This is a genomic window from Nostoc sp. UHCC 0251 (assembly GCF_034932245.1).
Taxonomy (GTDB): domain Bacteria; phylum Cyanobacteriota; class Cyanobacteriia; order Cyanobacteriales; family Nostocaceae; genus Nostoc.
The window spans coordinates 1-14,590 of record NZ_JAYGHD010000100.1; the positions used below are offsets into that span (position 1 = coordinate 1).

Annotated in this window: 10 protein-coding genes; 4 read left to right on the forward strand and 6 right to left on the reverse strand. The window is 42.0% G+C overall.

Annotation, left to right across the window (positions count from 1 at the left end; all coding sequences use genetic code 11):
* Positions 1–99: 99 nt before the first annotated feature.
* Both VB740_RS13245 and VB740_RS13250 read right to left on the reverse strand, forming a co-directional pair.
* Complete coding sequence (locus VB740_RS13245; protein WP_323200457.1) at positions 100–1,602, reverse strand: Rieske 2Fe-2S domain-containing protein; 1,503 nt, start codon at positions 1,600–1,602, stop codon at positions 100–102.
* Positions 1,603–2,533: 931 nt separating this feature from the next.
* Positions 2,534–4,828, reverse strand: a complete 2,295-nt coding sequence (locus VB740_RS13250; RefSeq protein WP_323200458.1) for an ATP-binding protein — start codon at positions 4,826–4,828, stop codon at positions 2,534–2,536.
* Between the two features lie 292 nt (positions 4,829–5,120).
* Here VB740_RS13250 and VB740_RS13255 point away from each other — a divergent pair, with 292 nt between their 5' ends.
* Positions 5,121–6,590, forward strand: a complete 1,470-nt coding sequence (locus tag VB740_RS13255) for an aldehyde dehydrogenase family protein (RefSeq protein ID WP_323200459.1) — start codon at positions 5,121–5,123, stop codon at positions 6,588–6,590.
* Positions 6,591–6,869: 279 nt separating this feature from the next.
* On the opposite strand, the gene VB740_RS13260 is transcribed toward VB740_RS13255, so the two are convergent.
* Complete coding sequence (locus tag VB740_RS13260; protein ID WP_323200466.1) at positions 6,870–7,808, reverse strand: phosphoribulokinase; 939 nt, start codon at positions 7,806–7,808, stop codon at positions 6,870–6,872.
* 176 nt (positions 7,809–7,984) lie between these two features.
* Positions 7,985–8,419, reverse strand: coding sequence for a CoA-binding protein (locus VB740_RS13265; RefSeq protein ID WP_323200460.1), 435 nt, complete (start codon positions 8,417–8,419; stop codon positions 7,985–7,987).
* 144 nt (positions 8,420–8,563) lie between these two features.
* On the opposite strand from VB740_RS13265, the gene VB740_RS13270 reads away from it, so the two are divergent.
* The 3 genes from VB740_RS13270 to VB740_RS13280 all read left to right on the forward strand — a co-directional run bounded on the left by VB740_RS13270 (position 8,564) and on the right by VB740_RS13280 (position 12,759).
* Positions 8,564–9,226, forward strand: a complete 663-nt coding sequence (locus tag VB740_RS13270) for a class I SAM-dependent methyltransferase (protein ID WP_323200461.1) — start codon at positions 8,564–8,566, stop codon at positions 9,224–9,226.
* A gap of 336 nt (positions 9,227–9,562) precedes the next feature.
* Entirely contained in the window at positions 9,563–10,975 is a 1,413-nt protein-coding gene (locus VB740_RS13275) for an AAA-like domain-containing protein (protein WP_323200462.1), read from the forward strand.
* A 221-nt stretch (positions 10,976–11,196) separates the two neighbouring features.
* Complete coding sequence (locus VB740_RS13280; RefSeq protein WP_323200463.1) at positions 11,197–12,759, forward strand: AAA-like domain-containing protein; 1,563 nt, start codon at positions 11,197–11,199, stop codon at positions 12,757–12,759.
* Positions 12,760–12,934: 175 nt separating this feature from the next.
* Here VB740_RS13280 and VB740_RS13285 read toward each other — a convergent pair whose 3' ends face one another.
* Entirely contained in the window at positions 12,935–13,663 is a 729-nt protein-coding gene (locus VB740_RS13285; RefSeq protein ID WP_323200464.1) for an alpha/beta hydrolase, read from the reverse strand.
* Between the two features lie 76 nt (positions 13,664–13,739).
* Positions 13,740–14,219: a DUF4383 domain-containing protein gene (locus VB740_RS13290; protein ID WP_323200465.1), complete on the reverse strand. Its 480-nt coding sequence runs from the start codon at positions 14,217–14,219 to the stop codon at positions 13,740–13,742.
* Positions 14,220–14,590 lie beyond the last annotated feature (371 nt).

Sequence of the window (14,590 nt, forward strand, 5' to 3'; positions counted from 1 at the left end):
GGGGATTTAGAAAGAGCCACAACACTTGCGGCTTGATAGAAGCCGGGGACTTAAAAATCAGCAGATTACTAAATTTCCTCAGCACTTGTCTTGAGTAAATTAATCATTGTGTGCGTGTTCAAACTCGTAAACGTAAAATAGGCGACTAAATTTACCAAGCAAGTATCCTAGAAATACAAATAATATTGCACCCCCAAGCGCCCACCAGAATCCTGCATGAGGAAAAACCGTTAAAAGTGACGCGGGCATTTGCTTTACAGATGCTAAGGCAGCCTTTACTGCTATGGCTCTTGCATCTATAATTACAGCAACACATAAACATAATATAGCTAGCCCGTAAGCCAATACCCGTAGACGTTTAATATTTTTCAAAGCATTTTGGCAAACCTGGCAATCTTGGGTATGAGTTGTCCAGACATCAAAAAGCTTTTGTTTGTCTAATTCTAGCGAGGCAAGATCGGTATTACACCCTGAAGCCCAAGGAATACCACCTCCAGCTTTTTTCTCCAACCACTGGCGAAATGCAAATACCATTTTATCTTGAGGATTGGGTGTATATACTGCATTCATCCATTGGCTATTTTGGCGTTTGGCTAGAGTCTTCTGTTGATAATGAAGAAATACTAAGTCTTGGTGTAAGAACAAGGATGACAAAACATGACCTAGCCAAGTTGGCATTGGTAGTCCAAAGACTCCTAATCCTTTAGGTGTCTTGCCCATCTCGTTTTTAACTAAGACTTGGCAGCCAATATGACGACACCATCCTGGACGTGTAGGGCTAGCATACAATGCCAGAATCAGCTTACCACCATCATTAGAAGTAGAAACAATCCTCATATGACAAGGTGGTTGGAAATCGTGAATCGCTTGCTCAATCGTGGGGGCAGTCGGTGTAATTTCAAAGGAAAATCCTTCTTGAGTAGACATTTGCTTGATGCAAAGCATATCGTAATAATTAGCATCTTTATACCGATTGCCAACTAGACCGTGGTGGGAAACAGGGACATGGGCTGGGTCAGCTACATTTTCCATGAAAAAGTCCCATCCATAGGGTAGGTCACGTATATTCCAAAATAGATGAACTACTTTGTCTGAGTTTTCTTCAAGTTCTGGAATAATTCGTGGTGTCCTCAATTGACTTTCTATCTGTCCTTCAGAACCAGACTCAGCCCAAACCCACAATAAACCCTGGCGTTCTTGTGTTGGATAACTAATCGCACATGACTTTGAATTTGAACAGTGCTTAGAGGATGTCTGCTGATCCTTCGACTGGGGAATGCTCACACAGTTTCCCTGTGAATCGAAACGCCAAGCATGATAAGCACATAAAAGTGTGCCATCAGATTCAACACGCCCTTCCGAAAGAGGAGCTAGTCGATGGGGACAACTATCTTCAAAGCAAGACCATTTATTTAAACTGTCCCGCCACAAGACTAAATCTTTTCCTAATAACTGTATTGCATGTGGGCGAGATGGATCTAGAAAATTCACAACTGCTACAGGATACCACTGCTTTGTCCATTGAAATATTTCTTCTTTTTGTTGCTCCAATGGAACGCTTGCGTTATCCATATTTCCTTGCAAATCTATTTTAGTGGTCATGTTCTTTAATGTTTTTGAACTAATGATATTTAACGGGACTTAAACATTTTTGAGGCAGAAACAAGCCTCAAACCCATACAGGGCAAGAAAAATACACTAAAGGCTCAAAAATGCTTGAAATCTAGATATATCAATAAACTATGCAAAACGATGCCAAAGTCTCTCTGCATATACATTTGAGTGTTTTTTCTGGCAACTTTTTGTCTAAGTCCCATTAAGCTGTTTAATATTTAATTTAACTAATGCTGCTATCCATCTCCACCATGTAGACGGATGAGAATGGATAGGAGGGGATTGCTACGGTGTACACACAAGTCAAATTACCCCCCTTAATTCCCCCGATGCATTGGCTACGGTATACACAGAAGTCTTTTAGAGTGGAGTGGCTTCACAGACTTTTAATCCCCACAACCCCTCTTGAAAAGCAAAGCTGTTTCATTCCCCATTCCCTTAAAAGCTCAAAAAAGACTTGTGTTCTGAACGAAAGTCCTCGTGTTCTGAACAAAAGCCCTCATGTTCTGAACAAAAGCCCTCGTGTTCTGAACAAAAGCCCTCGTGTTCTGAACGAAAGCCCTCGCGTTCTGAACGCAAGCCCTCGCGTTCTGAACGAAAGTCCTCGCGTTCTGAAGGAAAGTCCTCGTGTTCTGAACGAAAGCCCTCGTGTGTACACCGTAGCCTTTATAAGGGGAGAGTTAAGGTGGGGTAAAACTCAATACGCTTGGGTTAAGGGCTACTGGTACAAAATTTTGGGTTTTCGAGACGCGATAAATCGCCGTCTCTACAAGTTTTTTGGTCTTATCTGAACTGTATTGGGGTAAAACTGACGCGAAAAACCAGGTGAGCAAACTATTTCACACTTGTGTATACACTGTCTCTGTTGTAGGAGGGGAAGTCTCATTTGAGGCATTTGCCCTAATGGCTAAGGGCTAGTTCACACTTGTTTATCGCCTTTAACCAGGTTCGCCACCACTGTCACCAATTTTTCTGGTTCGATTGGCTTGGATAGATGAACATGGAATCCAGCTTGCAGAGCCAGCTTGCACTCTTCGTCTCTAGCAAATGCCGTCAGTGCTACAGCTGGAATTTTTTTTCCTCGAGCTGCTTCGTTGATTCGCACTTTGCGAATCAACGAATAACCATCTTCATCTGGCATTCCGATATCACTAATTAAAACATCTGGTTCTAATCGTACCAGCGCTTCCAAAGCTTCATGTACTGAGCTAACCGATGTCACCAGTGCTCCTGACTGTTGAAGAATAAAGGAAACTAACTCACGAGTATCAGGATTATCATCTACAACGAGTATTTGTGAGCCGACCAACGTTGAGAGGTTATCAACTTTTACTTCACTCTCTTTGATTAGCTGCTCTTGTTGCAATTCTATGGTCGGTAACAGCACTGTAAATGTTGCTCCTCGCCCTTCGCCTTCGCTAGCTGCATAGACTGTGCCTGAGTGCATTTCTACTAAGTAGCGCACAATTGACAGTCCCAGCCCCAAACCACCCTCTGCTCTTGTAGTTGTGCTATCAGCTTGACGAAAGCGCTCAAATATATAAGGTAGAAAGTCACCACTAATTCCCTTACCTGTGTCAGAGACAGTTATCTGGGCATTTGAGTTTACCTGCTTTAGACGTACTTCAACTCGCCCTCCGCTGGGTGTAAACTTGACGGCGTTAGAGAGCAAATTCCAGACGACTTGTTGCAGGCGTTCTGCATCACCCATAACCTCACCAACTGAGGAATTAAGGTTAGACTCAATTTGAAGATCCTTAATTTCAGATGTGGGATGTACGGCTTCAATCGCCGCATTAATTACATGTACAAGGTCAACTTTACGAATATTTAAGCGAATTTTTCCTTGGATAATGCGTGAAATATCTAGGATATCTTCAATCAGTTTCCTCTGAAGTTGAGCATTCCGCTCAATTGTCGCCAATGCTTTAGAGGTAATTGCCTCGTCCAGTTTTCGATTACGGATTATTTGAACCCAACCTAGCATAGAGTTGAGAGGTGTCCGAAGTTCGTGAGAAACGATCGCTAAAAATTCGTCTTTAAGTCGGTTAGCTTCCTGGGCTTGTCGATAAAGCTGTGCATTTTCAATGGCGAACGCTGCTCGTTGAGCAAGTTCTTCAGCCATTGCTAGGTCTACAAGATTGTAATAACGTCCTGGTTGTGCAGACGCAAATACAATTGTCCCTAGCTTGCGTTCACGCACCAGCAATGGCACGATCATCTGAGACTTAAGTTGGAGTTGGTGCAGTAGAACAATGTGTTCCTCGTCTGACGCATTTTTCTGTAATGAGGACTCAAGAATAGTTGTAGCTAGTTCCGACTTACCAGTTCGTAAAACCTTGGCTGGGCCATAATCAGCATCAACTGGAATTGGATAGCGTTCTCGAAGTTTTCGTATTAGTGCTTCCTTCTGCGGTTCAGATGCAGCTATGACTGGGTTATTGAAAACTGCCGAATTATTTTCAACGACATCTACAATACACCAATCGGCTAGAATAGGCACTGCCAATTGCGCGACGCTAGTTAGGGTGGTACGGTAGTCTAAAGAAGATGCCAGTACACGACTTGCTTCAGCCAAAAAATTAGAACGCCTCTGTGCTGCTTGGGCTGCAATCCGGGCGGTTTGTTCACTAGCAAATAACTGTTCGCGCTCTGACTCTAAACGCTTACGCTTGGTAATGTCGCGCATTAACCAGCGCAAAGCAACTGCCTTACCTTCCTGATTACGAACGGTAACTACTGTCAAAGCAACATCAAAACAGATTTTTTCCCGTGGTTGTATACACACTTCCCATTCCCCGCCCCGGTTGAGATGCTGCAACTGAGTTAGGTAATTAAAAAAAGATTGATGATCTGCCCTGGCGATGAAAGTAATTAGCGGTTTACCAATCAAAAATCGCTGTAAAACATTGAGATATATGGTGGCGGCATGGTTAGCTTCAAGAATAATGCCATTCGTATCTGTCACTAAGTAACCATCAGGCGCAAGATCAAATAATTCTTGGTAGCGCTGACGCTCCTTCTCTACTACTATTCGTGTTGCTTTTAGTTCCTCAGAGGCGATTTTCAATTCTTCTAAGGTGATTTGAAGTTCCTCAAAAGCCTCAGCTGTTAGCTCTTGTTGAGAGTCCGGTTGACTGGCAGTACTATGCAATAATCCTGTCACCCGTGAGCTAAATGTCTCTATTTGTTGACTAAAATCGTCTACACTCATGTTGCTCACTTTGCTAAGGCTAAAAAACGCACAGAAGTGACAGGAATCACCAAGCAACTATCAACTTAAATGTACGCTAGAAGCTGAACTCAGAACTATTGCTCAAAAGATAGAGGTTTGTCTATCCAATGCGAGTTATACAAAGTTAATTAGCAAACACTATAGCAATCTCAGCCTCCTAATTAATATTTTAAAATAAAGAATTCATAAAGAAATCCACCTAGAGTGCTGTACAGCAATAAACATAATAAGTAGATTTAAGAAAATTTCTTTATATCTTAAGGAGGGCCTGATGGTTACAGCAATGGTACCAGGACAACAGGTCAAAATTGGCCCAACCAAGTTGCTGATAAACAATGAGTGGGTCAATAGTGTTAGCGATCGCCGATTTGAAACAATCAACCCGACTACAGGTGAGGTGATCTGTGAAGTCTCAGAAGCAGATGCCCAAGATGTCGATAAAGCAGTAGAAGCAGCCCGTGCTGCTTTCACTACTGGGGAATGGAGAAAGATATCTGCTACCCGTCGCGGCGAGTTGCTTTACAAGCTAGCTGACTTAATTGAGGAGAATATCGATGAGTTGGCTCGGCTAGAAACTCTTGATAATGGTAAGCCATTAAAAGATTCATTGGGTGACTTGAGTTTAGTCATCGCCTGCTATCGTTACTATGCAGGCTGGGCTGACAAAGTTCAAGGCAAAACCATCCCAATTAACGGGCCATATTTCTGCTACACTCGCCATGAACCTGTGGGTGTAGTTGGTCAAATTATCCCGTGGAATTTTCCATTAGTGATGCAGGCGTGGAAGCTAGCACCGGCTTTAGCAACTGGTAATACTGTAGTTTTAAAAACAGCAGAACAAACACCATTATCAGCGCTGCGGGTAGGTGAATTGATTATTGAAGCTGGTTTTCCCCCTGGTGTGGTGAACATTTTATCAGGATACGGCCCAACCGCTGGGGCTGCGATATCTCGTCACATGGATATTGACAAAGTGGCATTTACTGGTTCCACTGAAGTCGGTCATCTAATTATGGAAGCAGCTGCCAAAAGTAACCTGAAGCGCGTCACTTTGGAACTTGGTGGTAAGAGTCCCAACATCGTCTTTGCCGATGCAAATATGGACGCAGCGATCGCAGGTTCCCACGAGGCTCTATTCTTTAACCAAGGGCAGTGCTGTTGTGCTGGTTCGCGGCTATTTGTCGAAGAAAAATGCTATGACGAGTTCGTTGCTAGAAGTGTAGAAAGGGCTAGAGCGAGGGTTGTCGGTAATCCCTTTGATGCCAACACAGAACAAGGGCCACAGGTAGACAAAGACCAATTTGATCGGGTGATGAGCTATATCGAATCTGGAATGCGCGAAGGTGCCCAGATGCTATGTGGTGGTAATCAAGTCGGCGACAAGGGTTATTTTATCGCCCCCACAATCTTTGCCGATGTCCGCGATGACATGAAGATTGCCCAAGAGGAAATCTTTGGCCCAGTAATGAGCATCATCAAGTTTAAAGATATTGATGAAGTCATTCAACGGGCAAATGCCACAATGTACGGACTTGCCGCCGCAGTATGGACTCAGGATATTACCAAAGCTCATGCGATCGCTAACAATCTCCGGGCTGGTACAGTGTGGGTAAACTGCTTCGATGTATTTGATGCTGCTGCACCCTTCGGTGGATTCAAGCAATCTGGTATTGGTCGAGAACTAGGAGAATATGGCTTACAGCAATATACCGAAGTTAAGACTGTTACCATCAAATTGTAGTTCCACTTGAGTGTACACACAAGTCTGAAATAGCTGATTGACCAAGGTTTTACCCCACCCTAACCCTCCCCTTATAAAGGGGAGGGAACTAGATTTTCCAATTTCCCCCCAATATATCGGGGGGATTAAGGGGGGTAATTGGACTTGTGTATATACGGTAGGCCTTTCTTAAATAAATAGACTTGCATCCAACCCCAAGAAAATTCTGATGAGAAATGCGATCGCTACTAAATTTTGCTAACTTATAGCTGGAAGAAAAAGCCACTTCATCTTCGCTGATTATTGATAAGTTTGCGTTGCTTTGAGCATATGGTAGGTAATTATTAACTGAGTTAGGGCGAGGGGGTAACTCTGGAGTGTTTCTCCAGTTGTACCAGCAATTTTACCCAGTTCGGGATTACTTTCGCGATCGCAAATACTTCGTAAATGGGGCATATCAGAACAAATAATATGCTCTAGCTTATTCACCTGTTCTAAGGTTGCATGACCATCAACTTCTAAGACATCCACCGGCTTACTCATATCCCTGTCTAGTCCCAGGCGGATGGCTGAGTCAGAATCACCATAGCCAGGGTTGACAATTTGAGTAAAATCTGGGTGGGGAATTGTCGGACGAAGTACCAGTCGGACATTTAGGTGTCCATTGGTTTCATCAGCTTCCTCAGTGGGTGGGTAAAAACTGATGACTATATCAGACCATTGCCGTTGCGGACGGATGAATTGTGCTGAGTCTGGTTCGCGCTTTTCTAATTCGGCTAGCACCTGTTCGGCAGTGTAGCCCCGCTTTTGGGTGTCTCGCTTGATTTTCCACTTAGCGCGAATTGTTTCCGGGGGTGCAAGGTAAACTTTAACATCGTAAGAGTCACGGGCGGCACGAGTAGAATAACCGAGTAATCCCTCAATAATCACGAATTTATTGGGCTTGATATACTGCGGTGGCTCGAATGTGCCGGTTTTATGGCTGTAAACTGGTTTCAAAATTGGCTGTCCTGTGCGTAGCAACGATAAATGTTGCTGCATAATATCTAAATGGTTGCAGTCCGGGTGGAGGGCAGTGATGCCAATCTCTGCACGTTGCTGGCGATCGTAACGGTGATAATCATCTGTGCAAATGAGCGTAACATTTTCTGGGCCGAGTACCTGAGCGATTCCTCGCGTTAGTGTTGTTTTCCCAGCAGCGCTGTCGCCTACAATACCAAGGATTATTGGACGGCTCATCATACCTCCCAGAATAAAAGCAAGTTTATTAATAAAATTTTCCTACAATAGTTTTTATTCTAGAAGGGTTTAGGCAAGTAACTCAACCAAAGGCTTGGTATGCAATATCTCTACATATAGAATGTCTGTGCGCTGGTTTATTGCATAATTAATATGGATGCAAAAGTTCGATGCCATTAAATATCGTCTGCTAAATTTATCCTCAGCCGCAGATACTCAATTTTGATACAGGCATCCATCACTACATTAAGTCCTGCATCTACAGCTTTTTGTGCTGATGGTTGATGCCAAATGCCCAATTGCGCCCAGATAGTTTTAGCGTTGGTAGCAATTGATTGATCTACAATTTCTGGCAAGTATTCAGAACGGCGAAACACGTTAACAATATCCACGGGTTCTGGTAATTCGTGGAGTGTAGCATAACTGAGTTGACCGTCAATTTCTTTAACTAAGGGGTTAACTGCATAGACTGTATAGCCTATCTGCCGCAAAAATTGGGCGATTTGATAACTGGTGCGTTGGCGTTTATCAGAGTGACCAACAACAGCGATGGTTTTGGCTTTGGTCAACACCTCGCGTAGGGCGTTATCATCTTCTTTGAGGTTTGGCATGATTTAGATATCCTCAGCGTAGGCGCAGCCCGTCGTAGACATCGCTTTGCTCATAATACCGAGTTGTCTCAAAACCCAAAAGTATTTTTTGAGTGTCAAAAATTCGTTCATCCACCTCAAAATCCATCCCCAAATCCCAATCTCATGACAACTCAAACTTTAGGACTCGAACAAAATCTTTATGACTACTTACTATCAGTCTCTCTCCGAGAACCAGAAATTTTAAGCCAACTGAGACAGGAAACAGCCCAGTATCCAATAGGCAGGATGCAGATTGCTCCCGAACAGGGGCAGTTTTTGGCGTTACTGGTGCAGTTGTTGGCAGCTAAAAAAACTTTGGATATTGGGGTATTTACAGGTTATAGTTCCCTGGTAGTGGCATTGGCGTTACCAAGCGACGGTAAGGTGGTAGCCTGTGATGTAAGTGAGGAATTTACAACGATCGCTCGGCGCTATTGGCAACAAGCAGGAGTGGTGGATAAAATTCAACTGCACATTGCCCCAGCTTTGGAGACTTTGGATCGGCTACTGGCAACAGGAGAGGCGGAAACCTTTGATTTTGCTTTCATCGATGCAGATAAGAGCAATTATGATAGCTATTATGAGCGATCGCTGCAATTAGTGCGATCGGGAGGACTGATTGCGATCGATAATGTCCTCTGGTCAGGCAGGGTTGCCGACCCCGAAGTGCAAGATAATAGAACTAAAAAGATTCGTACCTTTAATCAAAAACTGCATCAAGACCAGCGAGTTAGTCTTAGTTTAGTAGCGATCGCAGATGGCTTGACTTTGGCACTGAAGAAGTAATGTATTTGAATCCCGATTTACCTATTTATTAGGAACGCAGGAGTGACTGTAAGATTGCTTTTACAAAAAGATAGTGGTTCCATCAGTTACTTTCATCTGTGATCTTTGGGAAGAAGACCATTTGTCGCGGCTGAATTTTCCCACTAAAATCTACTTTTACTACTCTGAAGTGTCACATGAAGAATTTTCTTTATCTGAAGATTAATTATCGCACACCAAATTGGAACTGGACATATTTATTTTTCCTTTTTTAAGGATTTATTTAGTTGTATATTATTAATAGACCAAAGTGGATAAATGTTTCTACTAACTGTTTAACCTTTAATACTAATAACCGTGGAAGATATTCTGCAAGCGGTAGAAAGAATTTTGCAAGACAAACCTCTTGCTTCCATTCAGTGGTTTGTGCTCTCTCAATCGTGGTTGGGCAAAACTTACGATGAAATGGCAGAGGAATCAGGCTACCGCAACAATTACATCAAAGAAGTTGGCTCTGAGTTGTGGCAAGACCTTTCTGTTGCACTTGGAAAAAAAATAACGAAAAAAAATCTGCATTTAGCTTTGAAGAAATACTTGCAAGATAAGATAGGTGATCAGGAGAATCAAAGCCAACAAAACTTTGGCGAAGAATCTAGTCTAGAAATGAATTCTCCAGACTTATTTTCAGCAAGCAAAATAGAATTTCCTAGCGGGCCTGTACCACTGGGTTCTCCTCTTTATATCAATCGACCTCCTCTGGAAGAACTTGTTTGTAATGAGATTTTACATTCTGGTTGCTTAATCCGGATCAAAGCACCTCGAAAAACAGGAAAAAGTTCACTGCTCAACCGGATGATTGCTTATGCTAAAGAGCAAGGTTATCAAATTGCCTATTTAGACTTTCAAGAAGCTGACCAAGACGTTTTTGCTTCCCTTGATAAATTTTTGCGTTGGTTTTGTGTCAATGTCAGTAGGCAATTAAATCTCCTTCCCTGTCTAGATGATTTTTGGGATACGGAAATGGGCAGCAAGGTAAGCTGCAAAATCTATTTTGAAGCGTATGTGCTGCAATACATCGATCAAAGTCCTGTAGTTTTGGCTTTGAATGAAGTCCATCGAGTTTTTGAACATCCCAATATTGCCCAAGACTTTCTGCCAATGCTGCGATTTTGGCATGAACAAGCAAAGCAGGATCAAATCTGGCAAAAACTACGGATGGTGGTAGTTTACACCACAGAAATTTATATTCCGCTCAAGCTAAACCAATCACCTTTCAATGTAGGGATAACAATTACCCTACCACCGTTGACTCTCAATCAGGTACAGAATTTAGCATTATCTTACGGGCTACATTGGGCAGCAGACTCAGAAGGGGCAAAACGCCTTATACCTTTACAAGCAATGGTAGGAGGACATCCCTATTTAGTAAGCCTTGCGCTTTATCATCTATGTCAAGAAGAAATGACATTAGAGGTATTACTAGAAAGTGCATCTACACAAGTGGGAATTTACAGCCAGCATTTACGAGAACTGTTGAGCTTGCTCCAAAAAGAACCAGAATTAATGTCAGCTATGCAAAAAGTAATTGCAACAGATGAAAAAGTGGAGCTAGACGCGATCGCGGCTTACAAGCTAGAAAGTATGGGTTTGGTTCAACTAAATGGTAATCAAGCTCATACAATGTGTGAATTGTATCGTCTTTATTTTAGCCAACAGCTTGGAAAGCAAAATACTACTAATAGTTCTGGTAAACTGTTGAAAGATAAATAATTAAAATAGTAGCTCTCGTTCTTAATATGAATTTAATCAATGCCGATACAAATTCATTTAGGGAACTCCAAGAAATAAATTATCTAATATTGTGGGGTGGGCATCTTGCCCGCCATATAAACTGGGCGGGCAAGATGCCCACCCCACAGGAGTTAATTGGATATTTTTTTATTTGGAAGTCCGTTATTAAAAATGAGAACTAATTTAAAATTTTCCATAAAATGAACAATTATCGATACCAAGTTGGTGGAACCCTCACAAGTGACGCTCCTAGCTATGTTGAGCGCAAAGCGGATGTGGAACTTTACGAAGCCTTAAAGCAGGGTGAATTTTGCTACGTCCTGAGCAGTAGGCAAATGGGTAAATCCTCACTTATGGTAAAAACAAAACATCGCTTCCAGCAAGAAGGCTTTAGATGTGCCACCGTTGATATGACTAATATCGGTTGTGAAAATATAACTCCAGAGCAGTGGTATAAAGGAGTTGTCGGTGATCTATGGTTGGGTTTTAAACTGTTAGGTAAAGTCAATTTAAAAACCTGGTGGCAAGAACAAAATGATCTTTCTTTGGTTCAAAAACTCAGTCGTTTTATTTCGGAAATTCTGTTAGCTCAGTTTCCTAATGAAAGACTATTTATTTTTATTGATGAAATTGATAGTATTCTCAGCCTCGACTTTTCTGTTGATGACTTTTTTAGCTTGATTCGCTTTTGTTATAACCAACGAGCAATTGATCCAGAGTATCATCGGATTACATTTGCGATTTTCGGTGTTGCCACACCTTCAGACTTAATTCGATATCGCAATAATACTACCCCATTTAATATTGGTAAAGCTATCCAAGTAAATGGATTCACATTTGAAGAAGCTCACCCATTATCTTTGGGGCTAAGTATTAAAGACAATCAGCCCCAAAAAGTTTTAAAAGAAGTATTGTTTTGGACAGAAGGACAACCATTTCTGACTCAAAAGCTGTGTCGGCTACTTGTCTATTTATCTCAAGATGATGCGGGTAGAAAGCTAAAAATTCCCCCAGGCACAGAAGAATTTTGGATAGAAAATGTGGTGCGATCGTACATCATAGATAAATGGGAATCACACGATGAACCAGAGCATTTGCGGACAATTCGCGATCGCATCCTTGGAAACGAACAATCTGCCGCCAGATTGCTAGGAATTTATCAACAAATTCTTCAAGGAGTGGAAGTGTCAGCCGACGATAGTCAAGAACAGGTAGAACTGTTGCTGTCTGGTTTGGTGATCAAAAAACAAGGTTTTCTCCAAATCAAAAACCGAATTTATCAAGAAGTTTTCAATTTAGAATGGGTTGGAAAAAAATTAGCTTACTTACGCCCCTACTACGAAACCTTCAATGCATGGATAGCCTCAAAGGAAAAGGATGAATCTCGCCTATTGCGCGGACAAGCCTTGATTGATGCCCAAACTTGGGCAAATGGTAAAAGCTTGACCAACTTAGATTTTCGATTTTTAGCTGCTAGTGAAGAATTGGATCGGCGAGAAATGCAGCAAGCATTAGAAGCAGAACGTGCCAAAGAAGTTGAAGCACGGCTTGCAGAACAACAAAAAAGTCTAGCTCAACAAAAGAAAGTTGCCACAATAGTGACATTTTTGCTTGCGGGCATGACAATTAAGTTGGTGATTTCTATAGTGTGGGGAGTGTCGCTTTTACGAAAGATTGATGCTTTAGAATCACAGTTAAAATGTAACCAGATAGTGCATCAAAGCAAAGAAATAACTGCGAATTCTCGGTTAGGTAGATGCTGACTGAATTTTGGATTTTGCAGTATTAATTAAATGGCATTGCTGAATGAAAGTATAGAATAAGGCAATGGCCTCAAGAGAAGCGATCGCACAGTTTACTTGCATTTTTACCATCTATTTTTTTGAGGCTCTATTTTAGAAATATTGGAATCTATAGCGATACCTGGGTCAGTTTTCATCATTTCGATACTTTATCCGGTACTGGTTGAGTAAACCACTCCATAGCTCTTTCGGCGATCGCAGTAGGAACTGTATGGAACCCGGTGAACTCACGGTATTCTAGGTCATAGCCTGCTTGTTTTAACTGCTGCACAATCCGGCGACTGCACCGTTCAATCGGCAATACTGGATCTGATTTTCCATGAGAGATGAACAGACGTGGTTTCCCGAATTGGCTAGGAGGAGCCATGAATCCGGGTGAAAAAGCAATAATGTGGTTAAACAGATCGCCATTGGTAATACCAATCGAAAGGGCGTAGGAAGCACCATCAGAGAAACCAGCGATCGCTACCTGGTTCGGATCGATAGCGTAATGACTGAAAGTTTGTGCTAGCGCCTGCTCGATAAAGGCAATATCAGGGCCATAGCTACCCCGAATAATGTCCCAAGTTTGTTGACGTGAATCTACTGCCAACAGAATTGTCCCAAAGCGAGTTGCCAGATGATAAAGGATTTTTAGCGCACCCTCCGCATCGCCTCCGGCTCCATGCAATATCAACACGAGTGGAGCGGGCTGATCTGCTCGATAGGTTTCAGGTACATAGACAAATCCATCTCGCTGCCCATCTAGCCCTAGTTGGTGTAACCCTGTCAAAGCGGTTGTTGTGGGGCGAGTTGGGCGGGATAACAATCGTCCTTCAGTAGCTCTAGAATCAACTTGCTTTGAGGTTTCCATAACTAATGACATCGATAACGCGTTGAGAAAAGATTGACAGCAGAAATTATTTTTTCTGCCATCAAATCTTATTGGATACAAGAAGATGTTAAATATTTTCCGCTACATTAACGCCCTTGACTTTAGCTGGTATGACAATGCTGTAATAAGCAGCTGCGATCGCTGCTAATGCATTGAGCAAAACATTGTAACCAAACAGTGGCATTAAGCCGAAAAATGTCTTACCCAAGGGTAATAATCCTATGACAGCCAGCAAGGCATAAGAAATTGCAAACGCACGGTTGAACAAGCGTGCAGTGCTAGCATTACTATAAGAAGTAATTCCAAACAATCCTACAGCGCAGCGTACAAGGTTATGCAAAAAGTTGGTAGGAATTAGACCAAAGATATAACCAAAACCCGCAGAATAAGCGCCAGAAGATTCATCAAGTGGAACAAAAGATTCGTTCGTTCCTGGCAATGAAACTAAAGCTGGTATAAAGCCAGCTAAACCTACAAGTAAATAAGCGATTCCGATAGCCAAAGCAATATAACGCTCTGTCATTTTTGCCGCGTTGGTATTTTCCATTCTAGCCAATCCTTTTGTAATTCCATGAGTTAATGCTGAGATATCTAAGGTTGTAACCCAAAAAAAATCTTTTATAATCTATCAGAAGTTTCAGCATTAAATTTAGCTTTGTACACCTAGAGTGAGAAATTAAGATATTAGACCTACTGGAGTATTAGCAGTAATTTACAATAGTGAATTTTGGCAGATTAGCAGATTAAATTATTACTATGTTTACATACATCTATTACTGTAACCGCCCATTGCATACAGGCTGAGGCTGAAATACTGCACACAGGCAAAAATATCGATTCTTGATTCGATTATTGTTTCAATAATTACAAAGAAGGGTGTGGGGTGTGGGGTATAGGGTATAGAAATAAAAAACTAAA

What these genes read in the sequence shown, in the direction of transcription:
- VB740_RS13250 (WP_323200458.1), bottom strand. Translation starts at nt 4,828, where the DNA reads ATGAGTGTAGACGATTTTAGTCAACAAATAGAGACATTTAGCTCACGG.
- VB740_RS13280 (WP_323200463.1), top strand. Translation starts at nt 11,197, where the DNA reads ATGAACAATTATCGATACCAAGTTGGTGGAACCCTCACAAGTGACGCT.
- VB740_RS13265 (WP_323200460.1), bottom strand. Translation starts at nt 8,419, where the DNA reads ATGCCAAACCTCAAAGAAGATGATAACGCCCTACGCGAGGTGTTGACC.
- VB740_RS13290 (WP_323200465.1), bottom strand. Translation starts at nt 14,219, where the DNA reads ATGGAAAATACCAACGCGGCAAAAATGACAGAGCGTTATATTGCTTTG.
- VB740_RS13285 (WP_323200464.1), bottom strand. Translation starts at nt 13,663, where the DNA reads ATGTCATTAGTTATGGAAACCTCAAAGCAAGTTGATTCTAGAGCTACT.
- VB740_RS13245 (WP_323200457.1), bottom strand. Translation starts at nt 1,602, where the DNA reads ATGACCACTAAAATAGATTTGCAAGGAAATATGGATAACGCAAGCGTT.
- VB740_RS13260 (WP_323200466.1), bottom strand. Translation starts at nt 7,808, where the DNA reads ATGAGCCGTCCAATAATCCTTGGTATTGTAGGCGACAGCGCTGCTGGG.
- VB740_RS13255 (WP_323200459.1), top strand. Translation starts at nt 5,121, where the DNA reads ATGGTTACAGCAATGGTACCAGGACAACAGGTCAAAATTGGCCCAACC.
- VB740_RS13270 (WP_323200461.1), top strand. Translation starts at nt 8,564, where the DNA reads ATGACAACTCAAACTTTAGGACTCGAACAAAATCTTTATGACTACTTA.